General features: G+C 70.0%; 24 protein-coding genes. 20 read left to right on the top strand and 4 right to left on the bottom strand.

The genetic code is table 11. The annotated features are described in order from the left end of the window. The 8 genes from bamA to D7W79_RS15610 form a co-directional block, all read left to right on the top strand. Positions 1 to 2,342 (top strand): outer membrane protein assembly factor BamA (bamA, locus tag D7W79_RS15645; RefSeq protein WP_439099195.1); only part of this gene is annotated, 2,342 nt, incomplete at its 5' end. Positions 2,343 to 2,461: 119 nt separating this feature from the next. Continuing rightward, positions 2,462 to 3,025, top strand: a complete 564-nt coding sequence (locus D7W79_RS15640) for an OmpH/Skp family outer membrane protein (protein WP_120526176.1) — start codon at positions 2,462 to 2,464, stop codon at positions 3,023 to 3,025. Positions 3,026 to 3,040: 15 nt separating this feature from the next. Next, a complete protein-coding gene (lpxD, locus tag D7W79_RS15635; protein WP_120526175.1) occupies positions 3,041 to 4,105 on the top strand; it encodes a UDP-3-O-(3-hydroxymyristoyl)glucosamine N-acyltransferase in 1,065 nt (354 codons plus the stop codon). Beyond that, positions 4,105 to 4,572 carry a 3-hydroxyacyl-ACP dehydratase FabZ gene (fabZ, locus tag D7W79_RS15630; protein WP_043323005.1) on the top strand — a complete coding sequence of 156 codons (468 nt, stop codon included), beginning with the start codon at positions 4,105 to 4,107 and terminating at the stop codon, positions 4,570 to 4,572. Before lpxD ends, fabZ begins: the two co-directional genes overlap by 1 nt. A gap of 34 nt (positions 4,573 to 4,606) precedes the next feature. Further along, positions 4,607 to 5,383, top strand: coding sequence for an acyl-ACP--UDP-N-acetylglucosamine O-acyltransferase (gene lpxA / locus D7W79_RS15625; RefSeq protein WP_120526174.1), 777 nt, complete (start codon positions 4,607 to 4,609; stop codon positions 5,381 to 5,383). 32 nt (positions 5,384 to 5,415) lie between these two features. Beyond that, on the top strand, positions 5,416 to 6,219 hold the full coding sequence (locus D7W79_RS15620) for an LpxI family protein (RefSeq protein ID WP_120526173.1): 804 nt from the start codon (positions 5,416 to 5,418) through the stop codon (positions 6,217 to 6,219). Positions 6,220 to 6,320: 101 nt separating this feature from the next. Further along, the gene (locus D7W79_RS15615; protein WP_244221791.1) at positions 6,321 to 7,319 is read left to right on the top strand and encodes an OmpA family protein; all 999 of its coding nucleotides are present in this window, start codon (positions 6,321 to 6,323) and stop codon (positions 7,317 to 7,319) included. 8 nt (positions 7,320 to 7,327) lie between these two features. After that, the gene (locus D7W79_RS15610) at positions 7,328 to 7,798 is read left to right on the top strand and encodes a hypothetical protein (RefSeq protein ID WP_120526171.1); all 471 of its coding nucleotides are present in this window, start codon (positions 7,328 to 7,330) and stop codon (positions 7,796 to 7,798) included. On the opposite strand, the gene D7W79_RS15605 is transcribed toward D7W79_RS15610, so the two are convergent. The 3 genes from D7W79_RS15605 to lpxB form a co-directional block, all read right to left on the bottom strand. After that, positions 7,791 to 8,426 carry a MarC family protein gene (locus D7W79_RS15605; protein WP_439099194.1) on the bottom strand — a complete coding sequence of 212 codons (636 nt, stop codon included), beginning with the start codon at positions 8,424 to 8,426 and terminating at the stop codon, positions 7,791 to 7,793. The two genes, D7W79_RS15610 and D7W79_RS15605, sit on opposite strands and share 8 nt — an antisense overlap. A 5-nt stretch (positions 8,427 to 8,431) precedes the next feature. After that, positions 8,432 to 9,136 (bottom strand): polyprenol monophosphomannose synthase, encoded by a 705-nt coding sequence (locus D7W79_RS15600; RefSeq protein ID WP_120526170.1) that lies wholly within the window; start codon positions 9,134 to 9,136, stop codon positions 8,432 to 8,434. Positions 9,137 to 9,208: 72 nt separating this feature from the next. Further along, a complete protein-coding gene (gene lpxB / locus D7W79_RS15595; protein ID WP_120526169.1) occupies positions 9,209 to 10,363 on the bottom strand; it encodes a lipid-A-disaccharide synthase in 1,155 nt (384 codons plus the stop codon). 63 nt (positions 10,364 to 10,426) lie between these two features. On the opposite strand from lpxB, the gene D7W79_RS15590 reads away from it, so the two are divergent. From D7W79_RS15590 to D7W79_RS46020, 10 genes are all read left to right on the top strand, one after another. Then, on the top strand, positions 10,427 to 12,313 hold the full coding sequence (locus tag D7W79_RS15590) for a DUF4388 domain-containing protein (protein WP_120526168.1): 1,887 nt from the start codon (positions 10,427 to 10,429) through the stop codon (positions 12,311 to 12,313). Between the two features lie 2 nt (positions 12,314 to 12,315). After that, positions 12,316 to 14,100: an ABC transporter ATP-binding protein gene (locus tag D7W79_RS15585; RefSeq protein ID WP_120526167.1), complete on the top strand. Its 1,785-nt coding sequence runs from the start codon at positions 12,316 to 12,318 to the stop codon at positions 14,098 to 14,100. An 82-nt stretch (positions 14,101 to 14,182) separates the two neighbouring features. Further along, a complete protein-coding gene (locus D7W79_RS15580; protein ID WP_120526166.1) occupies positions 14,183 to 15,358 on the top strand; it encodes a PHP domain-containing protein in 1,176 nt (391 codons plus the stop codon). Between the two features lie 20 nt (positions 15,359 to 15,378). Beyond that, the gene (locus D7W79_RS15575) at positions 15,379 to 16,662 is read left to right on the top strand and encodes a 3-deoxy-D-manno-octulosonic acid transferase (protein ID WP_120526165.1); all 1,284 of its coding nucleotides are present in this window, start codon (positions 15,379 to 15,381) and stop codon (positions 16,660 to 16,662) included. Continuing rightward, positions 16,659 to 17,660: a glycosyltransferase family 4 protein gene (locus D7W79_RS15570; protein WP_120526164.1), complete on the top strand. Its 1,002-nt coding sequence runs from the start codon at positions 16,659 to 16,661 to the stop codon at positions 17,658 to 17,660. Before D7W79_RS15575 ends, D7W79_RS15570 begins: the two co-directional genes overlap by 4 nt. Further along, the gene (locus D7W79_RS15565; RefSeq protein WP_120526163.1) at positions 17,660 to 18,691 is read left to right on the top strand and encodes a glycosyltransferase; all 1,032 of its coding nucleotides are present in this window, start codon (positions 17,660 to 17,662) and stop codon (positions 18,689 to 18,691) included. Before D7W79_RS15570 ends, D7W79_RS15565 begins: the two co-directional genes overlap by 1 nt. Continuing rightward, complete coding sequence (gene lpxK / locus D7W79_RS15560) at positions 18,688 to 19,767, top strand: tetraacyldisaccharide 4'-kinase (RefSeq protein ID WP_120526162.1); 1,080 nt, start codon at positions 18,688 to 18,690, stop codon at positions 19,765 to 19,767. Before D7W79_RS15565 ends, lpxK begins: the two co-directional genes overlap by 4 nt. 31 nt (positions 19,768 to 19,798) lie before the next feature. Beyond that, on the top strand, positions 19,799 to 20,812 hold the full coding sequence (locus tag D7W79_RS15555) for a bifunctional heptose 7-phosphate kinase/heptose 1-phosphate adenyltransferase (protein WP_120526161.1): 1,014 nt from the start codon (positions 19,799 to 19,801) through the stop codon (positions 20,810 to 20,812). Then, positions 20,809 to 21,297, top strand: a complete 489-nt coding sequence (locus D7W79_RS15550; RefSeq protein WP_120526160.1) for an adenylyltransferase/cytidyltransferase family protein — start codon at positions 20,809 to 20,811, stop codon at positions 21,295 to 21,297. The genes D7W79_RS15555 and D7W79_RS15550 overlap by 4 nt, the downstream gene beginning before the upstream one ends. Before the next feature lie 3 nt (positions 21,298 to 21,300). Then, positions 21,301 to 21,477: a Trm112 family protein gene (locus D7W79_RS46020; RefSeq protein ID WP_336243352.1), complete on the top strand. Its 177-nt coding sequence runs from the start codon at positions 21,301 to 21,303 to the stop codon at positions 21,475 to 21,477. Here the strand turns inward: D7W79_RS46020 and D7W79_RS15545 are convergent. Next, on the bottom strand, positions 21,467 to 22,576 hold the full coding sequence (locus tag D7W79_RS15545) for a glycosyltransferase family 9 protein (RefSeq protein ID WP_120526159.1): 1,110 nt from the start codon (positions 22,574 to 22,576) through the stop codon (positions 21,467 to 21,469). The genes D7W79_RS46020 and D7W79_RS15545 overlap by 11 nt on opposite strands. 81 nt (positions 22,577 to 22,657) lie before the next feature. Here D7W79_RS15545 and D7W79_RS15540 point away from each other — a divergent pair, with 81 nt between their 5' ends. Beyond that, entirely contained in the window at positions 22,658 to 23,536 is an 879-nt protein-coding gene (locus D7W79_RS15540) for a YicC/YloC family endoribonuclease (protein ID WP_120526158.1), read from the top strand. Beyond that, the gene (gmk, locus tag D7W79_RS15535; RefSeq protein ID WP_120526157.1) at positions 23,533 to 24,156 is read left to right on the top strand and encodes a guanylate kinase; all 624 of its coding nucleotides are present in this window, start codon (positions 23,533 to 23,535) and stop codon (positions 24,154 to 24,156) included. Before D7W79_RS15540 ends, gmk begins: the two co-directional genes overlap by 4 nt. Positions 24,157 to 24,824 lie beyond the last annotated feature (668 nt).

Here is a 24,824-nt window from a genome sequence, read left to right as displayed (position 1 = left end):
CCCCCGCCGCCACGCCCGTGTTGCCTCCGGACGCGGGCACCCCCGCGGGCGCCGACGCGCCGCTGGCCACCTCTCCGGACGACGAGGACACGAACGTGTCCTCCGCGGACCGCGTCGTGGAGGTCCGCATCGAGGGCAACCGCCGCGTGGAGTCCGAGGCCGTCCGCCGCGTGCTGCGCACGAAGGTCGGTGACCCGCTGACGCGCACCGCGGAGGACCTCCGCGCCATCTGGGCCCTGGGCTACTTCTCGGACGTGCAGCTGCTCGCGCAGCGCATGGCCAACGGCATCGCCTACGTGGTGCGCGTGGTGGAGCGACCCACCATCCGGTCCGTGAAGCTCCAGGGCAACGAGGAGCTCAGCGCGGACGACCTCAAGGAACAGCTGGAGCTTCGGGCCGGCACCATCCTCGACATCGAGGCCGTGCGCGCCACGCAGAAGAAGATCCAGGAGAAGTACGTCGAGAAGGGCTACTTCCTGGCGGAGGTGACGTACCGGCTGGATCCGGTGGAGGGCGGCGCCGCGGTCAACGTCGTCTACGTCATCAACGAGCACTCGAAGGTGATGGTGAAGCAGATCATCCTCCAGGGCGCGGAGAAGGTGTCCCCGGAGGAGCTCAAGGCGACCATGATCACGAAGGAGGGCGGCTTCCTGTCCTTCTTCACCGGCGAGGGCACCTACCGCGAGGAGGCCTTCCAGCGCGACCTCGCCGTCATTCAAATCGCCTACTACGACCGCGGCTTCATCAACGTGCGCGTGGACAAGCCCACCGTGCAGCTGTCCGCGGACAAGCGCGACATCTACATCACCCTGCACATCACCGAGGGTGAGGCGTACGACATCGGGAAGATCGACTTCGCGGGCGACCTGGAGCGCCCGCCGGAGGAGCTGCTGAAGCTGATGAAGTCGCGCCCGAAGGAGCGCTTCAACCGCGGCCAGCTCTCCACGGACATCTCCGCCATCTCCGACGTGTACTTCGACAAGGGGTACGCGTACGCCAACATCAACCCCGTCACCTCCGTCAACGCGGAGTCTCGGACGGTGGACCTCACCTTCGACATCCAGAAGGGCCCGCTCGTCAACATCGAGCGCATCGACGTCGTCGGCAACACGAAGACGCGCGACAAGGTCATCCGCCGCGAGCTGCGCGTCTACGAGGGCGAGCTCTACAACGGCACCGGCGTGAAGCGCAGCCGCGAGCGCGTCACCGCGCTGGGCTTCTTCGAGACCGTCGAAATCACCCAGCACCCGGGCAGCACCGACAACACCATCGTGTTGCAGGTGGAGGTGAAGGAGAAGGCCACCGGCACCTTCCAGGTGGGCCTGGGCTTCTCCAACGTGGAGAACTTCATCTTCACGGCCCAGGTGTCGCAGAACAACTTCCTCGGCTGGGGCCAGAGCGTGTCCGCGTCCGCGCAGATTTCGGGCCTGCGCTCCCTCGTCCAGCTGTCGTTCTACGACCCGTACTTCCTGGACACGAACTACCTCTTGTCCGCGGAGTTCTTCCGCGTCCAGGCGGACTACGAGGGCTTCATCCGCAACTCCACGGGCGGCACCATCTCCCTGGGCCGCCAGCTGGTGGACGACGTGCTGGCCACGGTCGGCTACTCGCGTGAGTACGTGGACGTGCAGGCGGGGCAGGGCATTGGCGCGGTGCTGCTCGCCAACCAGTTCCAGTCCGGCGTCACCAGCGCGCTGCGCCTGTCGGTGTCCTTCGACCGGCGCGACAACCGCCTCTTCCCGTCGCGCGGCTTCATCCACTACGGCTCGGTGGAGACGGCGCCCTCGTTCCTGGGCGGCACGTTCCTCTTCAACCGCTACACCGCCTACTCGCGCCTGTACTTCCCCCTGCCGCTGGGCTTCGTCTTCAAGACGAACGCCACGCTGGGCTACGTGCAGCAGCTGGACTCCAGCAAGCCGCTGCCCATCAGCGAGCTCTACTACGTGGGCGGCATCAACACGATCCGCGGCTACTACCTGCGCAGCATCAGCCCCACGCTGCTCGTGCCGCGCGCGGACAACCCGGACGCCAACGTCACCGAGTTCCGGGTGGGCGGCAACAAGCAGCTCATCTTCAACTTCGAACTGGAGTTCCCCATCTTCGAGAAGGCCGGCCTGCGCGGCGTGCTCTTCTACGACGCGGGCAATGCCTTCGGCTCCAACGAGAAGTTCTTCGAGGACCGGCAGGACAAGCTGCCCCTGGGCCTCTTCCACTCCGCGGGCTTCGGCTTCCGCTGGTTCTCGCCCATCGGGCCCCTGCGCTTCGAGTGGGGCATCCCGCTGACCAAGCGGCCTTCGGACGACCCCATCCTGTTCGAGTTCACGATCGGTAACTTCTTCTGATAGGCATTGACCCCAAGGCCTTCCCGGCCCTTTCGCCTCCGCCCTTCCCGGGCGGCAGTGAACAGGCCGGGCGGGTGGACGTCGGAGCCTGCAGCACCCTTTTCGAGGAGCCGTAACCCATGTCGCTTCGAAGCACCCTGGCGGCCGCCGCCGCTGTCCTGTCGCTCGCCCTCCCGGTTGCCGCTTCGGCCGCCGAACTCAAGGTGGCCTACGTCGACCTGCAGCGCGTGCTGCTGGAGGTGGACGACGGCAAGGCCGCCAAGGCCCGTCTGCAGAAGTGGCTGGAGGACCGCCAGAAGGAAATCGACAAGGAGCAGGACGCGCTCCGCAAGGAGAAGGAGACCCTGGACAAGCAGGCCAGCGCCATGAGCGAGGCCACGCGCACCCAGAAGGCCACCGAGCTCCAGAAGAAGGTGATGGAGCTGGCGCAGAAGTACGAGCGCAGCCGCGCCGAGGCCGCCAACAAGGAGCGCCAGGAGATGGAGCCCATCATCAACCGCATCGACCAGGTCATCGCGTCCATCGCGGACCGGGACGGCCTGGGCATGGTGCTGGACAAGCGCGACTCCGGCATCGTCTTCGCGCTGTCCCAGTACGACATCTCCAACGAGGTCGTGCGCAGCTACAACAACGGCAAGAAGCCCGCCGCGCCGGTGGCCAAGGACGCCCCGGTCAAGAAGTAGGCGTCGGATTCCCCCGTGCCCTCCGCATCCAACGCGCACCGGCTGGGGGACATCGCCGCCCACGTCCGGGGTGAGCTCCTCGGCGACCCCGGGCTCCTCGTCCATGGCCTGAACGGCCTGGAGGAGGCAGCCCCCGGGGAGGTGTCATTCTACGGCAACCCCCGCTACCGCCGGCAGTTCGAGGCCACCCGCGCCTCGGCGGTGCTGGTGGGGATGGATGCCGCCGCTCGCGACGGTGTGGCCCTGGTGCGCGTTGCAAACCCGCACCTGGCCTACGCGAAGCTCCTCACCCTGTTCCATCCGGCCCGCCGGCCGCCCGCGGGCATCCACCCGGCGGCCCACGTCCACCCGGAGGCCACGGTGCACCCGGAGGCCACGGTGAAGGCCGGGGCGGTGGTGGAGCAGGGCGCCCACGTCGGCGCCCGCACGGTGCTGCACTCCGGCGCCTACGTGGGCGAGGACGCGCGCGTCGGCGACGACTGCGTGCTCTACCCGCATGCCACGGTGCGCGAGCGGTGCGTGGTGGGCTCGCGCGTCATCCTCCACGCCTCGTCGGTGGTGGGCGCGGACGGGTTCGGCTTCGCGTTCGACGCGGAGGGCGAGGACGGCCCCCGGCACTTCAAGATTCCCCAGGTGGGCATCGTCCGCATCGAGGACGACGTGGAGGTGGGCGCCTGCACCTGCATCGACCGCGCGACGGTGGGTGAAACGGTGGTGGGCCAGGGGACGAAGCTCGACAACCTGGTGCAGATCGCTCACAACGTGCGCGTGGGCCCGCTGTCGCTCATCTGCGCGCAGGCGGGCGTGTCGGGTTCGGCGGAGGTGGGCACCGGCGTGGTGCTCGCGGGGCAGGTGGGCGTGGTGGGCCACATCCGCGTGGGTGACCTGGCCAAGGTGGGCGCGCAGTCCGGCGTCGCCCATGACGTCCCGGACGGGCAGGTCGTCAGTGGCAGCCCCGCCATCCCCCACAAGGACTGGCTGCGCGCCAGCGCCGCGTCGGGGCAGCTGGCGGACCTGCTCAAGGAAGTGCGCGCCCTTCGCAAGAGGGTGGAGCTGTTGGAGAAGGAGAAGGGCGGATGATGGACATTGGCGAGATCCAGGCGCTGCTGCCGCACCGCTACCCGTTCCTCCTGGTGGACCGGGTGGTGGAAATCGTGCCGGGCCAGAAGCTCACGGCCTACAAGAACGTCACCATCAACGAGCCCTTCTTCAACGGCCACTTCCCGGGGCACCCGGTGATGCCGGGCGTGCTCATCCTGGAGGCGCTCGCCCAGGCCACGGCCATCCTTGCGTATAAGACGGAAGCCATGGACCCCACGCGGCTCGTGACGTACCTCATGGGCGTGGACAACGCGCGCTTCCGCAAGCCGGTGGTGCCGGGCGACCGGCTCCAGCTGGACATCGAAGTCATCCGCCACAAGGGCGCCATCTGGAAGACGAAGGGCGTGGCGTCGGTGGATGGCGCCAAGGTGGCGGAAGGGGAGTTCCTCGCCACCGTGGTGGACAAGAACAAGGCCGCCAAGGGCGACGAGAGCGCGGCGCCGTAGGGCGCGTCACACGCGCTGCTGAGGAGAGAAGGACATGGCGCAGGTTCATCCCACCGCGGTGGTCCATCCGGGAGCCCGGCTCCACGACACCGTGGAGGTGGGGCCGTTCTCGGTCATCGGGCCCCAGGTCATCATCGGCGCGGGCACCCGCATCGGGCCGCACGTCGTCATCGAGGGCCGCACCACGCTCGGGGAGCGCAACCACCTCTTCCAGTTCTGTTCGGTGGGCGCGGCGCCCCAGGACTTGAAGTACGCGGGCGAGGACACGGAGCTCGTCATCGGTGACGAGAACCAGATCCGCGAGTTCGTCACGGTGAACCTGGGCACGGTGGCCGGCGGCGGGGCCACGCGCCTGGGCCACCGCAACCTGCTGCTCGCCAACAGCCACATCGCGCACGACTGCGTCGTGGGCAACGAGGTCCTCCTCGCCAACGGGGCCGCGCTCGCGGGCCACGTGACGGTGGAGGACTCGGTGAAGATTTCCGGCCTCGTCGCGGTGCACCAGTTCACCCGGCTGGGGAGATACGCGTTCATCTCCGGCGGCTCCATGGTCACCATGGACGTGCCCCCGTACTGCACCGTGCAGGGGGACCGGGCCACGCTGGTGGGCCTCAACGTCGTGGGCCTGGAGCGCGGCGGCTTCACCGAGGAGCAGATTGGCCGCGTGAAGGAGGCCTACCGCATCCTCTTCCGCTCCAAGCTGGGCCTGCAGGAGGCGCTCGCGCAGCTTCGCGGGGAGCTCTCCGGGCACCCGGAAGTGGAGCACCTGGTGCGGTTCGTGGAGACGAGCAAGCGCGGCGTCACGCGCTAGGCCCTTTCGCGCGGAAGAACGGAGTTCAGCGCGTGGAGCGCATCGGCCTCATCGCCGGCAACGGCCAGCTTCCCTTCCTCTTCGTCCGGGCCGCCCGTGAGCGCGGCCTGGAGGTGGTGGTAGCCGCGCACCGGGGAGAGACGGACCCGGCGCTGGAGCGCGAGGTCGGTCACTTCGCCTGGGTGCGCGTGGGGCAGGTGGCTCGCATCCAGAAGGTGTTCCTCCAGGCGGGCGTCACCCGGGCGGCCATGGCGGGCGGCATTGGCCGGGTGCGCGCGCTCACGGAGGCCCGGCCGGACCTGGGCGCGGTGCGCATCATCTCGCGCCTGCGCAGCTTCCGGGACGACGCGCTCTTGCGCGCGGTGGCCGCGGACTTCGAGGAGAAGGGCATCACCATCATCGCCCCCACGGACTTCCTGGGGGAGGTGCTGTGCCCCGAAGGGCACCTGGCCGGCCCCACGCTCAAGCCCGCGCAGGAGAAGGACGTGGCCCTGGGCCGCGAGGTGGCGGTGCTCCTGGGGCAGGCGGACGTGGGCCAGACGGTGGTGGTGCGGGAGGGCCACGTGCTCGCGCTGGAGGCCGTGGAGGGCACCGACGAGACCATCCGCCGGGGGGCGAAGCTGGGCGGCCCCGGCGCGGTGGTGGTGAAGCGCTGCAAGCCGGAGCAGGACCTGCGCTTCGACCTGCCCGCCGTGGGTCCGCGCACGTTGGAGGTCATGGCGGAGGTGGGGGCCCGGGTGCTGGCGCTGGAGGTAGGGCGCACGGTGCTGCTGGACGCACCCGCACTCTTCGCGGGGGCCACCGCGCGGGGCATCACCCTGGTGGGCGTGCGGTAGGCTTCGCGGGAATCCGTTCCCCCGGGCTGGAGTTGCTTTGCCACCTCCCCCCGCGACGCCGAGGCCGACGCCGCATGTCCGTTCGACTCCTACCTCTGGTTGTGCTTCTGGGCCTGCCGCTCTCCGCGTCCGCGGAGGCCATCCGGGTGTCGCTGGAGGGCAAGGCGGCGCTGGGCGAGGGTGTGCCCGCGCTGCTCATCCACATCGAGGAGCCCATCGCGGGCTTCGAGGTGAAGCTCAAGCGCAGCGACGGCAAGACGGTGGAGCTCAAGGGGGGCGGCAAGCCGGGCATCACCCGCCGCGTCGCCCTGGAGCAGCCGGAAGGGAAGTTCCACTACGAGGGCGAGCTCACCGTGCGGTTCCCGGACAGCGCGGAGCCGGGCACCATGCCGCTCGCCTTCGACACGGAGCTCAACGGCCCGCTGAAGCTGGAGGTGCGCCCCGAGGACGTGGACGTGCCCGGCCGCAAGCTGCACTTCACCCTGTCCCGTCCGGCCGCGAAGACGGAGGTCACGGTGACGATGGACACCGGCAAGACGGCCTTCGCGGGCGACGTGGACTTCAAGGGCGCGCCCGCGGGCACGCCCCTGGAGGTGAAGTGGCTGCCGGCGGAGGGCAAGGTCATGCACATCCGCCTGCGCGCCTACGACACCTCCGACTTCTACACCGGCGTGGACCTCTACCCCTGGCAGGTGGACATCCCGCACGAGGAGGTGACCTTCGCCTCCGGCCGCTCGGACGTCCCCCCGGCGGAGAAGGGCAAGCTGGACGCCAGCTACAAGAGCATCACGGACGCGCTGAATAAGTATGGGCGCTGGGCGTCGCTGCGCCTGTACGTGCTGGGGCACACCGACACGGTGGGCAGCACGAACGACAACCGCGAGCTGTCACTCAAGCGGGCGAAGAGCATCGCGTCCTACTTCCGCCAGCGCGGCCTGAAGGTGCCAGTGTTCTACGAGGGCTTTGGTGAGCAGTCCCCGGCGGTGCCCACGCCGGACGAGACGGCGGAGGCGGGCAACCGCCGCGCCGAATACATCATCGCGGTGGAGGACCCGTCCCTGACGAACGCGCCCTTCACCCCTCGCTGGCGCAAGCCTTGAGGTGTCACATGGTGGAACTTCCTCGCATCCGTTGGGCGCTCGCCGTGGCGGGCCTGGGCTTGCTGGGGACGGTGGGCTGCGTGCGCACCGTGCCGTACGCGCAGCGCATGCAGGCGGAGGACGAGAAGTGCACGCTCCTCCAGGCGCTGATGCGCCAGCCCGCGCCCGCGCAGGCCATCCAGCGCTTCGTGGCGGAGGGCAAGGAGGAGAAGGCCCCCGTGGTCGTCTACGTGCGCCATCCGGAGGAGGCCACGCTGGAGCGCTTCTTCACCGGCGAGCCCCGCTGCGCGAACGACCAGTTCAAGGTCGTGCAGGAGAACGTCGTGGACGCGGTGGTGGTGTACCTGCAGGAGGTCCAGGGCGGCTACGCGTACGACGCGCAGCGCTCCAGCCCGGAGCACCTCACCATGGAGGGCCGCCCCCAGGGCACCGTGCGCAAGGACGGCACCGTGTGGGTGGCGGGCGCGGACGCTATTTGAGCAGGTCCTTCGCCCCGTCCGCGATGAACTGCACCGCGATGGCGGCCAGGATGAGGCCGGACACGCGCTCCAGGATGGCGACGCCGGACTGACGCAGCACCCGCTGCACCAGGCTGGACGCGTTGAGGATGAAGTAGGTCGACGTGAAGGTGAGTACCACCGCCGCGACCACCGGCAGCGCGGAGACGAGGGACGTCCCGGAGCGCGCCATCAGCACCATGGCGGTAGCGATGGCGCCCGGCCCCGCGAGCAGCGGAATCGCCAGCGGGACGATGGCCACGTCGTCCTTCACCACGCCCTCTTCCTCTTCCGTGGGGCTGGTGCGCGTGGAGGACGGGCGGGCGCGCAGCATGTCCAGGGAGGTAATCAGCAGCAGGATGCCGCCCGCCACGCGGAAGGCGCCCAGCGACACCGCGAACACCTGGAAGATGACCCGGCCGAAGACGGCGAAGAACAGCATCAGCCCGCACGCCACCAGACACGCGCGCAGGGCGGTGCTTCGTATCTGCTGCTTGGTGTCCCCCGCCGTCATCGCCAGGAACAGCGGCACGACGCCAATCGGGTCCACCACGAAGAAGATGGCGGACAGCGACACGAGGAAGGTGGACACCATTCCGGACATCGACATGACGGCTAGACCGTGAAGCGCAGCTTCCACACCATGCCCAGCGCCTCGACGAAGATCTTCTTGTTCATCTTCGAGTGCCCCACGCGCCGGTCCTCGAACACGATGGGGACCTCGCGCACGGCGAAGCCCTTGCGCAGGGTGCGGTAGGTCAACTCGATCTGGAACGCGTACCCGGTGCTGCGCACGTCATCCAGGTCGATGCTCTCCAGCACGCGGCGGTTGAAGCACTTGAAGCCGCCGGTGAGGTCGCGCACGTCCACGCCCAGGATGCTGCGCGCGTAGAGCGAACCGCCCCGGCTGATGATTTTGCGGCCCACGCCCCAGTTCACCGTGCCGCCGCCCGCCACGTAGCGCGAGCCCAGCACCAGGTCCGCGCCGCCCTCCGCCGCGTCCAGGAAGGTGGGCAGGTAGCGCGGGTCGTGGCTGAAGTCCGCGTCCATCTCCAGGATGTACGTGTAACCCTCGGCCAGGGCCCAGCGGAAGGCGGCCAGGTACGCGCGGCCCAGGCCCTCCTTCTTCTCGCGGTGGAGCACCCGCACGCGCGGGTTCTTCGCGGCCAGCTCGTCCGCGAGCTGCCCCGTCCCGTCGGGCGAGTTGTCGTCGACGACGAGGATGTCCACACGGGGGTCCGCCGCCAGCACCGCCTGGGTGATGGGGCCGATGTTTTCCCGCTCGTTGTAGGTGGGGATGCAGACCAGCGCACGGTTCATGACCCGGCGGACATACCCCAAACCCGGCGCCGGAACAGCAGAACCGGCGCCAACCCGGTCGGTTCTGACGCCTCAGGTGACAGCGCGCGGGGGCAGCAGCTCCAGCACCGTCTCGGCCGCGCGGTGGGCGGCCCCCACCTCGCCCAGGCGGCCGCGCACCTCGGCCAGGCCCTGGACCATGGCGTCGCGGGGCTCGCCCGGCAGCCACACGCGCCGCACCTCGGACGCGATGTTCTCCGGCGTCATGTCCCCCTGGAGCAGCTCCGGCACCACGCGCCGGCCGGCCAGCAGGTTGATGAGCGACACGAAGGCCACCTTCAGCATCAGCCGGCCCACGAGGTACGTCACCAGCGACACGCGGTAGACGACGACGAGCGGCCGCTCCATCAGCCCCGCCTCCAGCACCGCCGTGCCGGAGGCCACCACCGCGGCGTCGCTCGCGCCCACCACCTCCGGGGCGCGGCCGTCCACCAGCACCGGCGTCACGCCGCTGCCCTCGAAGCGGGAGGTGATCTCCTCCTTCGCGATGGTGGGCGCCACCGGCACCACGACCTGGAGTCCCGGCCGCTCGGAGGCCAGCTGCTTCGCGGCCCCGACGAGCGTGGGCAGGATGCGGCGGATCTCACTCATCCGGCTGCCGGGCAGCAGCGCGAGCGTGGGAGCGTCCTGCGCCAGGCCCAGCCGCTGCCGGAACTCCCGCGCGCTGGCGGACTTGGGCATCTGCTCCAGCACGGGGCTGCCCACGTAGCGTGCGGGCACCCCGGCCTCCCGGTAGAAGTCCTCCTCGAAAGGCAGGATGCAGAGCATCCGGTCCACCAGCCGCTGGATGGTGCGCACGCGGCCCCGGCGCCAGGCCCAGATCATCGGGGACACGTAGTAGGCCACCGGGATGCCCAGGGCCTTGAGCTTCTTGGCCAGCCGCAGGTTGAAGTCCGGGATGTCCACCAGGATGGCGCAGTCGGGGCGGCGCTCCTCGGCGGCCTGGGCCAGGTCCTTCATGATCCGCAGGATGCGGGGGATGCGGGGGAGCACCTCCGTGATGCCCATGACGGACACCTCGCGGGCGTCGTGGATGAGCTCCACCCCCCGGGCGGCCAGCCGGGCGCCTCCCATGCCGAAGAAGGTGAGGTCGGGCCGGAGGGCCTGGAGGGCGGCGACGAGCTCCGCGGCGTGGGTGTCACCGGAGGCCTCGCCGGCCACGACGAGGATGCGGGGAGAAGGTGTCATGGGAGGCAAGACCCTCATCGTAGCTGATGCGCGGGGGGAGGGAGGCTGTAGACTGCGGCCCCCTTGAAGACGCTTCTGCTCGCTGAGAGCCACCCCCCGACACTCGAACACCTGACGGGCTTGCTCTCGCAGGCCGGGTACACCGTTCGGGCGGTGAATGACGCCGTGATGGCGTTGGAGCACTTCTCGGCGGACAACCCGGACGTGGTGGTGCTGGGCGTGGACCTGCCGCGCGTGGAGGGGCAGCACGTCGTGCACCTCATCCGCGGGCACAGCCAGGGCGGGCGGGTGCCCATCGTGGCCATCGACAAGGGGCACCTCGGCCGGGCGAAGGGCGTGGGCTCGGTGCTGGACCTCAAGGTCAACGCGTACATCCCGGATCCGCTCAAGCCCGGTGAGCTGGTGCCCCGCCTGGAGGCGCTGGTGAAGGCCGCGCAGGCCGTCACGCCCACGGGCCTGTCCGCCACGCTGTCGCGGCCCGCGGTGGCGGCGGGGGACCTGAAGGCCTTCCCGCTGCCCGCGCTCCTGCACTCGCTCTACCGGCTGCGCCGTGACGGCGTGCTGGTGGTGGCCCTCAAGGGGCTGTCGCGCCGCGTGTACTTCCTGCGCGGCGGGCCGGTGAACTTCGACTCCAACGCGAAGGAGGACGCGCTGCCGCGCTTCCTGCGCGAGCGGAAGGTCCTCACGGAGTCGCAGGAGCAGCCGGTGGTGGAGGCGCTCGCCTCCGGGCTGCGCATCGGCGCGGCGCTGGCGGACGTGGGCGTGGAGGCGGTGGGCGAGGACCTCCTGTCGCTCTTGCGCGACTTCACCCGGGACCGGCTCGGGCGCGTGCTGGCCATGCGCGAGGGCCGCTACGCGTTCTACGCGGGCGACGAGTTCTCCTCCGAAGTCGCCTCCGTGGAGCAGCCCGCCCTGGCGCCGCTGCTGGAGGCCGCGCGCCGGCGGATGCCCCTGCGGGGGGTGGCGGCGGGACTCAAGGCGCACCTGAACGAGTACCCGGTGCGCTCGGCGGACTTCGGCCGCGACCTCCAGGCGATGGCGCTGGACACGGAGGACCTGAAGCTGGCGATGCAGGTGAACGGCCGCATCGTGCTCAAGGACCTCCTGGCCCACGGGCGCGCGGAGCTGCGGGCGGCGTACACGCTGCTGTGGTTCCTCAAGCTGACGGGCGGGGTGACGTTCTCCGCGACGCCGGTGGCCACGGGGACGGACGTGCTGAGCGCGGCGGCGGCGCCGGACGTCATCGCGCCGCGCAAGCGCAAGAGCCTGCCTCCGGAGACGGCGGCGTCGCTGCGCGAGGAGGCGGTGCGCATCATCACGCGCAGCTACTTCGGCGGGCTGGGGCTGGACCTCGCGGCGGACAAGGAGGCGGTGGAGCGCGCGTACCACGAGACGGCGATGCGCTTTCACCCGGACACCTACGCGGAGTTCGACATCTCCGACCTGCGAGACCTCCTGGAGCAGGTGCAGGAGAAGCTGTCCGCGGCGTATCGCGTGCTGAGCGTGGATGAGAAGCGCCGCGCCTACCTCCAGTACTTCCTCAGCCGGCAGGAGGTGGTGGGCCGGGCGACCGCCATCAACGTGGACGCGGAACTCGCGCTGCGCCGGGGCGAGTCCGCGATGAAGCGGGGCGACTACAAGGCGGCCATCCAGGGCTTCGAGGAGGCGGTGTCGCTCAACGGCAGCGAGCCCGAGTACTACTCGTACCTCGCCTGGGCGAAGTACCGGGGCTCGCCCGGGCCGCTGATGCAGCGGGCGCTCGCGGCGCGCAAGGTGCTCAAGCAGGCGCTGACGTTGGATCCGTACCTGGAGCGCGCGCAGATCATCGCGGCCATCATCGAGATTGATTTGGACGACGTGCCGCTCGCGCGAAAGAAGCTGATGAAGGTGCTGGAGCTGAACCCGTATTCGGTGCTCGCGAGGGCGGCGTTGCAGAAGGTGGTGAAGTAGTCATGCATCACGCGCTCTGGCGGCTCTTGCGCTACGCGAAGCCGCACGCGGGAATCCTCGTCCTGGCCTTCGTGTGCATGGCGGTGTTGGGACTCGCCACGGGTGCGTACGCGTACCTGCTGGGCCCGGCGCTGCGCTTCCTGTTGTCGGGAGGCGAAGAGGGCTTCTCGAGCGCGCACCGGGTGCCGTGGCTGGCGGACCTGCCGCGCGAGGCGGCGCTCTGGGGCTTCCCGGTGCTGGTGCTGGGCGTGGGCGTGGTGAAGGGCGTGGGCTACCTGGGCCAGTTCTACTTCATGGGCCTGTTCGCGCAGCGCGTGGTGAAGGACCTGCGGCGCGACCTGTTCCTGCGGCTCACGGCGCTGTCGCCGTCGCAGCTGTCGAAGGAGCGCACGGGAGACCTGCTCAGCCGCTTCTCCTCGGACGTGATGGCGGTGGAGCTGGCCGCCATGTACACGGTGGGCTCGTACCTGCGAGACACCATCCAGGTGTTGGTGCTCGCGGGCGTGGCGCTGGCGATGAGTCCGATGCTGGGCGGCTTGATGCTGGCGGTGATTCCGCTGGCGGCGCTGCCCGCGTCGAAGCTCACGCGCAAGGTGCTGAAGGGAACGCGGGAAGGGCAGGCCCACCTGGGGCAGCTCGCGGGCCAGCTGCACGAAGGGCTGGGGGGCCTGCGCACCATCCAGGCCTTCAACGGACAGGAGGCGGAGCTCGCACGCTTCGAGTCCTACGCGAAGGCACACGAGGAAGCGGTGGTGGGTGCGGCCTGGGCGCGCGGAGGCGTGCCGGGGTTGATGGAGGTGCTCGCGGCGGCGGCGCTCGCGGGAGCGCTGGGGTACGCGGCGGCGACGCGGGCGATGGAGCCGGAGGCGCTCCTGTCGCTGCTCACGGCGGTCATCCTCGTGTACCAGCCGGTGAAGGACCTGGGCCGCGTGACGCAGTTCGCGGTGCAGGCGGGAGCGGCGGGTGAGCGCCTCTTCGCGCTGCTCGACCTGAAGCACCCGGTGGAGGACGCCTCCAACGCGGTGCCCGCGCCAGCGCTGCGTGATGCGCTGCGCATGGAGGACGTGCGCTTCTTCTACGGAGAGCGCCGCGCGCTGGACGGCCTGACCCTGGACCTGAAGGTGGGGCAGGTAACGGCGCTGGTGGGCGGCAGTGGAGGCGGCAAGAGCACGGTGACGTCGCTGCTGCTGCGCTTCGAGCGTCCACAGCAGGGACGCATCCTCCTGGATGGAGTGGACGCGGACACGTACACGGCGGCGAGCGTCCGCAGTCAGTTCGCGCTGGTGACGCAGGAGCCGCTGCTCTTCCACGGAAGCGTGCTGGAGAACCTGCGGCACGCCAGGCCGGAAGCGACGCGCGAGGAAGTGGAGGCCGCGGCGAGGGTGGCGAACGCGGACGCCTTCATCCAGGGCCTGCCGCAGGGCTACGACACGCGCATCGGCGAGCGGGGCGTCATCCTGAGCGGAGGCCAGCGCCAGCGCCTGTGCATCGCGAGGGCCGTGTTGTCGAAGGCCCCCGTGCTGGTGCTGGACGAAGCGACGAGCAGCCTGGATCCGGAGAACGAGCGCGAAGTGCAGGCCGCGCTGGCGAAGGTGCTCCCCGGCCGGACGGCGCTGGTCATCGCGCACCGGCTGTCGACGGTGACGAGCGCGGACGTCATCCACGTGGTGGAGGCAGGCCGCATCGTGGAGAGCGGAAGCCACGCGGACCTGCTCCAGAAGGACGGCCGCTACGCCGCCATGTGGCGCCTGCAGACGGCGGGGCCCATCGAGCGGGGAGCGGCGTGAGCCAGGCCGGCACGGCGAAGCCGTCCCTCTCCCTGGCGATGGCGAGAAGGAGGCTGCTACGCCGCCACGAGCGGGGGGCGGTATGAGCAAGGCCCGCACGACGAGGCGGCCCCTCTCCCTCGCGATTCGCGCCGTGTTCGGCGTGTTGTTCCTGCTGATGGGCGTCGCGGGCTTCTTCGCCTTCGCGGCCGGCTTCGCGGACTACCCCGTCGTCGAACCCTTGCCGAACGCGAAGCCGTGGATCCGCGGCGCGTACCACGTGCACACCACGCGCTCGGACGGGAACGGGACGCCCGCGAAGGTCGCCCAGGCGGCGAAGGCCGCCGGTCTGGACTTCGTGATTCTCACGGACCACAACGACTTCAAGCCGCCCGCCGCGACCTGGGCGGACGGCGTGTTGCTCATCCCCGGAGTGGAGCTCTCCACCAGCGCGGGCCATCTGGCCGCCTTCGGCATGCAGCGCCCCATCGAAGGCGTGAAGCCCTGGGGTCCCCCGGAGCAGGCCGTGGCCGCGGTCGAGGCGGCCGGGGGCACGGCGGTCCTCGCGCATCCGGTCCAGGCGAAGAACCCCTGGAAGGACGAAGCAACCGCGCAGCAGGTCCCGGGCTTCGAGCTGTACTCGGCGGACACCTTCTTCCGGCAGGCGTTGCGAAGCCCGGTGAGCCGGCTCCTGCCCGCGCTGGGAGCCTCGATGGTGAACCCGGTGCACGGCGTGATGCTGCTCGCGGTCCCGGAGCCGGCCCCCATGGAGCGCTTCCTGGAACTGGCGAAGGAGCGCAAGCGGATCGCCCTGTGCGGAAGCGACGCGCACGGCGTGCCCGCGTACGAGGACATCTTCGACGCGCTCGACATGGAGCTGCCGCCGGACGTGCTGACAGGCCCGCTGTCCCAGAATGCGCGCGAAGCCGCGACCCAGGTCACGCAGGCCCTGGCGAGCGGCCAGGCCCTCTGCGTCTTCCGTGCGCTCGGGGCCCCTGAGGGCTTCGCCCTGGAAGGCTTCGACGCGAACACGCGGGAAGCCCCCGTGGGCACGGTGCTGACGGTCCGCCTCCCGGAACACACCCCGGGGACCGTCGAGGTCCGGGTATGGGGCGACGGTCGCCTGCAACCCGACGGACAGCACATCGAGCTGACCGGGCCCGGAGTCGTCCAGGTGGAGGTCTGGGCCCACGCGCCCGGACGTTTCTTCGGCCACGAGTGGCGGCCCTGGCTGGTCCCCAGCCCGGTGCGAGTGGTGCCGCGACCGCCGGGCATCTGATAGAGCGCGGGACGTCGCCCATGCGCCTGCTCTACGTCGTCGCCACCTACGTCCTCTTCGCGCTGCTGTTCCCGGTGCTCTGCGTGCACCGGAAGACGCGCCACGGGCTCAAGCAGCGGCTGGGCTTCTACGGACCGGGGGACCTCCCGAAGGGAGATGGCCCGCTGCTGTGGTTGCACGGAGCCAGCGCCGGAGACCTGCTGGCGCTCGCGCCCATGTTCGGCCCCTTGCGCCAGCGCTTTCCCGGTTGCCGCATCGTGCTCTCGACCATGACGGACAGCGGCCACGCGATGGCAAGGGACCGGCTGGCGAAGCAGATCGACGGAGTCGTCTATGCGCCGTACGACCTCTGGGGCGCGACGCGAAGGGCGGTGCGGGCACTCCAACCGGACCTCCTGGTCCTCGAGTACACGGAGGTCTGGCCCAACCTCATCCGCGCCGCGAAGCAGTCCGGAGCCAGCGTGGTGATGACCAACGGGCGCTTCTCTCCGGCGAACGTGGGGAAGTACCGGACGCTCTTCGGCCTCATCGAAAACCCGCTGAAGGACATGGACCTGCTGCTGATGCGGCAGGACGAGGAATCCGAAAGGGCCCGCGCCCTGGGCGCCCCCACCGAGCGCGTTCTCACCACCGGGAACACCAAGTTCGACGCCCTGGCGGCAGGCCCCGCCCCCGAGGACGAAGCCCTGCGAACCGCGCTCGGCCTGTCCCCAACGGATCCGGTCTGGCTCGCGGGAAGCACGCACGAGGGTGAGGAAGAAATCCTGTTGCAGGTGTATCAGCGTCTACGGGAGCGCTGGCCCACGCTGAGCATGGTCATCGCGCCGCGCTACCTGAACCGGGCTGAACGGATCCTGACCCTGGCGAAGGAGCGGAACCTGACCGCGGGCCTGCGCTCGCAGGGCAATCCGGAGCGCGCGCCGGTGGTGGTGATGGACTCGATGGGCGAGCTGTCGCGGGCCTACCGTCTGGCGACGGTGGTGTTCGTGGGAGGCTCGTTCACGAAGCGGGGCGGCCAGAACATCCTGGAGCCGGCGGGGCAGGGCAGGCCGGTGTTGTTCGGCCCGCACATGGACAACTTCCGCGACAGCGTCGCGGTGCTGCAAGGCAACGGAGGCATCCAGGTGGCGGACGGAGAAGCCCTGTACGCCGCGCTGGAGGACCTCCTCGCGAATCCCGAACACCGACAGCGCCTGGGAGCCCAGGCGGAAGCCACGGTGCGCCGCATCTCCGGAGCCAGTGAGCGCAACGCGGAGGCCATGGCCGCCCTGCCGCGCCGGCGGACAAGGACCGCTTCCCCATGACGCTCATCGTCCATCCGCACTTCCACAAGCGCTACACGGGAGTGACCCGGCACGTGGAGTCCGTGGTGCCCGCGCTGGCTCGGGGCGACGAGACGCGGGTCATCGGCTCCGGCCTGACGGAAGCCCTGCCGCGCATCACCTGGGGAGAGCTGATCCGCCGCTCCCACCGCGAGCCCATCGTCTGGCACGCGCACCGGAACAACGAGCTGCTGGCGGGGATGCTCCTGAAGGCGTTGGGAGGAAGGGTCCAGCTCGTCTTCACGAGGCACACGTCGGTGGCTCCGACGCGCTTCACCCGCTGGCTCGCCAGGGGCGCGGACGCGCTGGTGTCCCTGACGAGGCAGATCGCCGACGTCATCGCGCTCCCGTCCACGGTGATCTCGCACGGCATCGACCTCACGCGCTTCCGTCCACCGGAGGACCGCGACGTGGCCTGGGCCCGGCTGAAGCAGGGAGGCCGCTACGGCATCGGTGTCATCGGGCGCATCCGCAAGGAGAAGGGGCAGGGCGACTTCATCGAAGCGCTGAGGCCCTTGTTGCCGATGCGGCCGGACTGGCAGGCCGTGCTGGTGGGGCTCGCGAAAGGCCCTGGCCTGGCATGGGTGAACGGGCTGCGTGAAGGCATCGAGGACCGGGTGCTGCTCGCCGGAGAGCAGTCCACCATCGAGCCCTGGTACCAGGGCCTGAGCATCCTGGTGCATCCCTCCTACGCGGAGGGCTACTCGCTGGTGCACGTGGAGGCCATGGCGTCCGGCTGCTGCGTGGTGGCCTCGAAGCTGCCGTACCTGGACACCCTCATCGAGCACGGCCGCACAGGCTTCTTCTTCGAGCCCGGCGACGTGAAGGGCCTGCGCGACCTGTTGGACGAACTGACCCGCGAACCGGAGCGGGCCCGTCAGGTCGGCCGCAACGCCGAGGAAGAAGCGCGTCGCCGCTGCGGCGTCGAGCACGAAGCCCGGGCGCTCAGTGACCTCTACCATTCGTTGGTGAAGCGCTGATGCGCATCCTGCACCTGCTCGCGAGCCCCTTCTGGAGCGGCCCGGCGGAGAACGTCGCGCTGCTCGCCCAGGCCCAGCGAGCCCTGGGCCACGACGTCACGGTGGCCGTGGACCGCAAGCGCCGGGACATCGCCGCCGAGGAACCCGCCGTCCCCCGCTTCCAGCAACTGGGCCTCCTGGACGAGGGGGGCCTGACGTTGTCCGTGAAGTCCCCACCATGGGAGATCTGGAGTGACCTGCGAGCCCTCCGCCGCAGGACGGTGGACGTGGTCCACGCGCACTTCACCCATGATCATCTAGTGGCCCGCTGGGGAACGCCGAAGGGAGCAGTGCGGATCCGATCCATCCACGCGCCACGCTCGCTGCGCTCCTCCCTGCCCGAAGCCGCTGCCTACACGGTGCCCGCAAGCCATTTGGTGTCGAAGCTTGAAGGCAGGCATCGCCCCGTCCAGGTCCTGCCCGCGCTGGTGGATCCGATGTTCAAGCCGCCAGCGGACCGCAAGGCCCTGCGCCGGACCCTGAGCATCGAGGACACGCACCTCGTGGGGATGATCTCCACGTTCCAGCAGAGCCGCCGTCACGCGCTGGGCGTCGAAGCCTTCGCCGCGTTCCACCGGAAACGCCCTGAAGCCCGCCTCGTGCTGGTAGGCGATGGGGCCCTGCTCGAAGCAACCCGGGTACAGGTGAAGGAGCGGAGCCTCACGGAGCAGGTGACGTTTGCGGGCTACCAGCAGGGCGCGGACTTCGCGAAGTGGCTGCAGGCCCTGGACGAGGTCTGGATCCTCGGCCTGGGAAACGACTGGAGCGCGAGGGCCGCGGCCCAGGCCAGGGCCTGTGGTGTCCGGGTGGTCGCGGTGAACGAAGGCGCGCTCCCGGAACTGGCGGACGCAAAGGTGGAAGCGCCCACGGTGGAAGCCGTCGTCACCGCGGCACTGTCCGGAGCAACGGCCGGGACCCGGAACCCGACGAACGAGCACATCGCCAGGGACATCCTGGCCCTCTACCAGCAGGCCACGGAGCCCCGGCGATGACCGGCTCGCCCACGGCCCTGGAGCGGATCTTCTATCCGCCGACGCCGGAGCCCTGGACCCGGCGCGCCCTCCTGTCGCCGCTCGCGCTGTTGTCCTGGACCTACAGCGGAGCGGTCCGCCTCCGGGGCGCCCTCTATGATTCGGGCCTGCTGCGAGCCGAGCACGTCGAAGGCCTGCGGGTCATCTCCATCGGAAACCTCAACGTCGGAGGCACGGGCAAGACGCCAGCGGTCCTCCATCTCGCGGAGCTGCTGATCCGCGAAGGGCGCAAGGTCGGCATCCTCACGAGAGGCTACGGGCGCGAATCCCAGGAGCCGCTGACCTTCACGGGCAAAGAACCCCTGCCCGCCGTGACGGAAGCCGGAGACGAACCCCTGCTGCTCGCCCGCAGGTGTCCAGGAGCCAGGCTCTTCGTCGGAGCGGATCGGGTCGCGGCGGCACTCCGGGCCAGGGACGACTTCGGCCTGGACACGGTCCTGCTGGACGACGGCTTCCAGCACCGCCGCCTGCACCGCGACGAAGACCTGGTGGTCGTGGACGAAGCCGTGGGCCTGGGCAACGGCCAACTGCTCCCAAGAGGCCCGCTCAGAGAGCCCCCATCATCCCTGCGCCGCGCCACGCTCCTCTGGCTGAGAGCCGCACCAGGGGACGCCATCCCCAACCCCTGGCTCGAAGCCGTGACCGCGCCCCGGGTCCGGACGCGCTACGGCCCCACGGGCTGGTGGGATCCCTCGGGAACCGAGCACGCGACGAACGCGCTCGAAGGAAAGCCGGTCCTGGCCCTGGCGGGGCTGGCCCGGCCCGGAGGCTTCCTGAAGACCGTCACCACACTCGGGGCGGAGGTCCGGGACGCGGCCCTCTTCCCGGATCACCATCGCTTCTCCGCGGACGAGCTGCGCCAGGTCGAAGCCCGGGCCCGCCAGCAGGGCGCGCGCATCGTGACGACGGAGAAGGATGCGGTGCGGCTGCCCGCCGGCTTCGAGGCCTGGGTGGTGCGCCTGGGAGTGGAGGTCCTCGAGGGCGAAGCGCATCTGAGGCGGGCGCTCGGGCTTCCGGGAGAGACGCGCGACTTGTGAGGTCCGGAACGCTGTGGGACAAAGCGCGCCCATGCCCGCGGTCCCGTCTTCACGTCCGGCAGCATCGTCCTCGCGCCTGCCACTCGCCTTCGCGCGCCGTCGGGTGTTGCTGGTGGGAGACCTGGTCGCCGACCACTACCTCTACGGACAGACGGACCGGGTAAGCCGCGAGGCCCCGGTGCTCATCGTCCGGTACGAGTCGTCGGAGGTGAAGCTCGGCGGCGGAGCCAACGTGGCGGCCAACATCCGCGCGCTGTCGGGGCAGGTGACGGCGGTGGGCGCGCTGGGCGTGGACGCGATGGGCAGCTCGCTGCGCAAGCTCTTCGACGCAGCGGACATCCGGCTGCACGCGGTCAGCAGCCGGAGCATCGAGACGGAGACGAAGTCGCGCATCCTCGCGGGAGGCATCAGCACCACGCGGCAGCAGATGCTTCGGGTGGATCGCGGCCAGCGTGGCCCCCTCCCGCCGCGGATGCGCAAGGCCATTGCCAGGCAGGTGGAGGCGGCGGCGAAGGACGCGGACGCGGTGGTGGTCTCGGACTACGGCGCGGGCGTCGTCAACGACGAGGTCCGGGAGGTCCTGAGAAAGCTCGCCGCGGACGGCCTCCCGGTCTGCGTGGACAGCCGCTACGCGCTCGCGGCCTTCGCGGGCCTCACGGTGTGCAAGCCCAACGAGCCGGAGCTGGAAGCGCTCACGGGCCGTCCGGTGCGCACGAAGGAAGACCTCCTGGAGGCCGGTCACGAAGCGGTCCGCAAGCTGGGCTGCCAGGCGCTGCTGGTGACGCGAGGCCGGCATGGCATGGCCCTCTTCGACGCGAAGGGCGGCGTGGACCTCATCCCCGTGCACGGCGCGAAGTCGGCGGTGGACGTGACGGGAGCCGGCGACACGGTCATCGCGAGCTTCGCGCTGTCCCTCGCGGCCGGAGCGTCCTTCGGTGAAGCCGCGAGGCTGGCGAACGTGGCGGGCTCCCTGGTGGTGCAGAAGCCGGGCACGGCGACGGTCTCCCGCGAAGAACTCCTCGAAGCGCTGCGGAGCCGACGATGAACACCCTGGACAAGCTTCGCCCCCTCGCAGCCATCGCGGAGGAGCGGGAGCGCTGGCGCGAGCAGGGCCGCACGGTGGCCCTGGCCAACGGGGTCTTCGACCTGCTGCACGTCGGGCACGTCCGGTACCTGGAGGGCGCGAAGGCGCTGGCGGACGTGCTGGTGGTGGCGGTGAACTCGGATGCCTCCACCCGGGCCTACAAGGGCCCCGGCCGTCCGCACATTCCGGAAGCGGAGCGCGCGGAGCTGGTCGCGGCGCTGGCCTGCACGGACCGCGTCGTCGTCTTCGACGAACCGAACGTGCGGATCATCATCCAGGCCCTGAAGCCCGACGTGCATGTGAAGGGGACCGACTACACGCCGGACTCCATCCCGGAAGGTGACGAGGTCCGGGCCTACGGAGGCAGGACCGCGGTGGCGGGAGACCCGAAGGACCACAGCACCACGGAGCTGGCGCGCAGGCTCGGGCGCGAAGGCGCGAAGTAGCCCATGGTCCTGGACCCGTTGCTGCGGTCCATCCTGGGCTGTCCCCACTGCAAGGGCCCGCTCGAGGAGCACGAAGGCCCCCCGCCAGAAGTCCGTTGCCCCAGGTGCCTGCGAGCCTGGCCCGTGGAAGACGGTGTCCCACGGATGGTGCCCGAACAGGAGCGACCGCTCACCCCGTGAGCGAGGCCCGCTCCGAGACGAACGACCGGACCTCCTCGGCCACGCGCTGCTCCAGTCCCACCCCGGAAGCCCCATCCACGATGGGCGTCAGGTCCACCATCCGGTGGGGAGCCACCGCATGGCCCCAGCGCTCCATGTCGATGCGCAGGAAGAACGCCAGCGTGGGCGCGCCCACGGCGACCGACAGGTGCATGGGCCCGGTGTTGTTGCAGATGGTGAGGCCCGCGCTCCGCATGAGGGCCGCAAGCTCATCGATGCTCGTCGGGGGAGCCATCTCCACCCCCGGAGCACCGCCAATCACGGCCCGAGCCAGGCCCTCTTCTCCCGGGCCCCAGGTCACGACGGGCGAATAGCCCAGCGAAATCAGCTCCCGGGCCGCGGCCGCGAAGGCCTCTACCGGGATGCGCCGCTCGCCCAGCCGGCCCCCTGGATTGATGACCGCCCGCCGAGCACCCTGCCCGGAGAACCCCGCCAGGTAGCCACGGAACGCCTCGCTCAGCACCGGCTCCCGGAACGAGAGCCCCTGGGCGACAGCCCCCTGGGTCAGGGGCGTCAGTAGATGCGTCCGCTGAACGGCCTCCTGCCGCGTATCGGAACGGGCAGGCACCGACACCGACTGCAGCCGGGACACCGGCCAGATGCCCGGTCCAATGACGACCGCCTTCGGCCCCGCCATCCGGGAAATGAGCGCGCTCGTCACGGATGGAGCGCTCCAGTTGGCGCAATCCACCACGGTGTCGTAGCCCACACGACGGAGTGCGCGGATGCCGGGCGCCAGAGGACCCAGCCACAGCATGCGCCGGTCGAACGCCAGGACTGCATCCGCATCCGTATGGCCCTGGAGGACGCGAGCCACCTTGGCGTGCACCAGCACATGCACCTCCGGAGGCGGGTGGACATGCGCCTTGAGGGTCCGCAACAGGGGCGTGGTGAGAAGGGCCTCGCCCACGCGGTTGTCGGGCCGGACGAGCAGGACCTTTCGCGGGAAGGGGAGGGGCGTTCCGGGAGCGCGACGACGTCCGGGGCGCCAGAACAGGAGGGAAGCCAGGAGCGCCAGTGCCAGCTTCGCCCACGTTTCAAGCCGCTTGTGCCACGCCATCGCGGCGGACCCTACCAGAATTGGAATGGACACAAGACGCTGGCTTGACCTTGGGGCGGAAAGCCCCTAGCACCCCGCCCGATGCTCAAGAGCATGACCGGATTTGGTTCGGGCCGCGCCCGCGTAGGGGACGAAGAGGTCTCCGTGGAAGCACGCTCGCTCAACCACAAGTTCTGTGAAGTGAAGGTCCGGCTGCCGCGCGAACTGTCCGCGCTCGAGCCCGTGCTCGTGAAGCAGGTGAAGGACCGCCTCGCGCGAGGCTCAGTGGAGATCCTCGTGCGCCGGCAGTCCGCCACCGTCTCGGGCAACGTCCCCACGGTGGATGTCGCCCTGGCCCGCGAATACGCACGCGCCTTCCGCGAGGTCGCCGAGGCCCTGGGCCAGTCGGTGGAAATCGCCTGGTCGCAGGTGGCCAACCAGACGGGCGTCATCCGCCTGGAGGAGAAGGGCGTGGACGTGGAGTCCGCCACCCAGGCCACGCAGACCGCGCTCCAGCAGGCGCTCGGGGCCCTGGAGACGATGCGGAACACCGAGGGCGAGGCCATCCACGCGGACCTGGACGCCCGGATGAAGCTCATCGAGGGCTGGAGCCAGGAGGTTGCCCGGCTCGCACCGCGAGCGGTCAGCGACTACCAGCAGCGGCTCACCGAGCGTGTGGCGGAGCTCGCGCGTGGCGTCGCGGTGGATCCGCAGCGGCTGGCGCAGGAAGTGGCCCTCTTCGCCGAGCGCACGGACATCGCGGAAGAGGTGACCCGGCTCGCGACGCACCTCGAGCAGTTCCGGCTCCTGATGGCGGGCCCCGAGCCGGTGGGCCGGCGCATGGATTTCCTCGTGCAGGAGATGCACCGCGAGGTGAACACGACGGGCTCCAAGAGCCAGCACGCGGAGATCTCCGCGCGTGTGGTCTCGATGAAGGCCGAAGTCGAGCGCATCCGCGAACAGGTGCAGAACGTCGAATGAACGAACCCTCTGGACTCCAGCCTGGTGTGCTCCTCGTCCTCTCCGCCCCGTCCGGAGCCGGAAAGACGACCCTCGCGCATCGCCTGCTGAAGGAGATGCCGGACGGCATCTTCTCCACCAGCGTCACGACCCGGCGCCCCCGGGGCAAGGAACAGGAGGGCGTGGACTACCACTTCGTGGGGGTCGCCGCCTTCCAGGAGAAGATCGAACAGGGCGAGTTCGTGGAGTGGGCCGAGGTGCACGGCCACTTCTACGGCAGCCCGCAGTCCGTGGTGGATGAGGCCCGCAAGCGCCGCGGCACCGCCATCTTCGACATCGACGTCCAGGGGGGGCAGGCCATCAAGCGCAAGCACCCCGATGCGGTCCTCATCTTCGTCCTGCCTCCCTCCATGGAGGAGCTGGAGCGCCGCCTTCGCGACCGCCAGACGGACTCGGATGAGACCATCCGCCGCCGGATGCTGGCCGCCCGCTCGGAGATCGAGCGGGGGATCGCGTCCTACGACTACATCGTCGTGAACGACGACATCGAGCGCGCCTACCAGGAGCTGCGCTCGGTGGTGGTCGCGGAGAAGTGCCGGCGGGGGAGGGTGGACCTCTCCAAGCTCAAGTTCGGGAGCTGAAATCCGTCGGGGAATGGGTGGAACCGCCCCACGGGTTCCCCCACCACCACGTCGCACCGCGCCGGCGGCCTGCATCAAATTTCTTGCGCCGCCCGATCGCCTGATGGATAAGCCGCACACCTCGCGGCGACACGCAGGCGCCACTCCGGTGGCACCTGCAGGACGCGGGACGGTGACGAGAAGTTGACATTCTCCGATCCGATTCTTAGATGGTTGCCGCAGCAGGACAGTGATCGGCGGGCGTTGAAGGTGTCGGAGCGGGTTGCCGCCTCATGGGAGGCGGAGCTGATGGCGGTGGCGGTCGGGAATCGGAAGCAGCAGCAGGGTGGTTGACACAAGACGCGGCGGTGGTAGAAGCCGCGCCCCTCGCTTCGAAGCCCGCGCACTGGCGCGGAAGGCACTTCGGAGAGAGCGCAGCACCGACAAGGAAATAGGGCAGTCAACGAGCGGGTTGACAGCGAACGCGGCGAAGAGGTAGAAGCCGCGCCCCCACCGAAGAGTAGGCAGTCCGGCAGGCAACACACGGACGGCGAGCGGCGAGGGAAGCTGACAGCAAGCAGGTTGACAGGGAACGCGGCGCTGAAGTAGAAGCCGCTCCCCTTCGAAAAGAAGCGGCGAAAGTCACTGGACGGCGCCGACGAACTTCGAAGCAGCCCGCAGGACGCAAA

Origin of the sequence: Corallococcus exercitus, from assembly GCF_003611585.1 — a bacterium.
In the GTDB taxonomy this organism is placed as follows: Bacteria; Myxococcota; Myxococcia; order Myxococcales; family Myxococcaceae; genus Corallococcus; species Corallococcus exercitus.
The sequence above is the reverse complement of the archived record's forward strand: the minus strand, read 5'-3'. Positions and strand labels throughout refer to the sequence as shown.

Bases quoted from the DNA above. Each gene is read 5' to 3' on its own strand.
- D7W79_RS15640 (WP_120526176.1), top strand. From the start codon at position 2,462: ATGTCGCTTCGAAGCACCCTGGCGGCCGCCGCCGCTGTCCTGTCGCTC.
- fabZ (WP_043323005.1), top strand. From the start codon at position 4,105: ATGGACATTGGCGAGATCCAGGCGCTGCTGCCGCACCGCTACCCGTTC.
- lpxA (WP_120526174.1), top strand. From the start codon at position 4,607: ATGGCGCAGGTTCATCCCACCGCGGTGGTCCATCCGGGAGCCCGGCTC.
- D7W79_RS15610 (WP_120526171.1), top strand. From the start codon at position 7,328: ATGGTGGAACTTCCTCGCATCCGTTGGGCGCTCGCCGTGGCGGGCCTG.
- D7W79_RS15605 (WP_439099194.1), bottom strand. From the start codon at position 8,426: ATGTCGATGTCCGGAATGGTGTCCACCTTCCTCGTGTCGCTGTCCGCC.
- D7W79_RS15600 (WP_120526170.1), bottom strand. From the start codon at position 9,136: ATGAACCGTGCGCTGGTCTGCATCCCCACCTACAACGAGCGGGAAAAC.
- lpxB (WP_120526169.1), bottom strand. From the start codon at position 10,363: ATGACACCTTCTCCCCGCATCCTCGTCGTGGCCGGCGAGGCCTCCGGT.
- D7W79_RS15585 (WP_120526167.1), top strand. From the start codon at position 12,316: ATGCATCACGCGCTCTGGCGGCTCTTGCGCTACGCGAAGCCGCACGCG.
- D7W79_RS15580 (WP_120526166.1), top strand. From the start codon at position 14,183: ATGAGCAAGGCCCGCACGACGAGGCGGCCCCTCTCCCTCGCGATTCGC.
- D7W79_RS15575 (WP_120526165.1), top strand. From the start codon at position 15,379: ATGCGCCTGCTCTACGTCGTCGCCACCTACGTCCTCTTCGCGCTGCTG.
- D7W79_RS15570 (WP_120526164.1), top strand. From the start codon at position 16,659: ATGACGCTCATCGTCCATCCGCACTTCCACAAGCGCTACACGGGAGTG.
- D7W79_RS15565 (WP_120526163.1), top strand. From the start codon at position 17,660: ATGCGCATCCTGCACCTGCTCGCGAGCCCCTTCTGGAGCGGCCCGGCG.
- lpxK (WP_120526162.1), top strand. From the start codon at position 18,688: ATGACCGGCTCGCCCACGGCCCTGGAGCGGATCTTCTATCCGCCGACG.
- D7W79_RS15555 (WP_120526161.1), top strand. From the start codon at position 19,799: ATGCCCGCGGTCCCGTCTTCACGTCCGGCAGCATCGTCCTCGCGCCTG.
- D7W79_RS15550 (WP_120526160.1), top strand. From the start codon at position 20,809: ATGAACACCCTGGACAAGCTTCGCCCCCTCGCAGCCATCGCGGAGGAG.
- D7W79_RS46020 (WP_336243352.1), top strand. From the start codon at position 21,301: ATGGTCCTGGACCCGTTGCTGCGGTCCATCCTGGGCTGTCCCCACTGC.
- D7W79_RS15545 (WP_120526159.1), bottom strand. From the start codon at position 22,576: ATGGCGTGGCACAAGCGGCTTGAAACGTGGGCGAAGCTGGCACTGGCG.
- D7W79_RS15540 (WP_120526158.1), top strand. From the start codon at position 22,658: ATGCTCAAGAGCATGACCGGATTTGGTTCGGGCCGCGCCCGCGTAGGG.
- gmk (WP_120526157.1), top strand. From the start codon at position 23,533: ATGAACGAACCCTCTGGACTCCAGCCTGGTGTGCTCCTCGTCCTCTCC.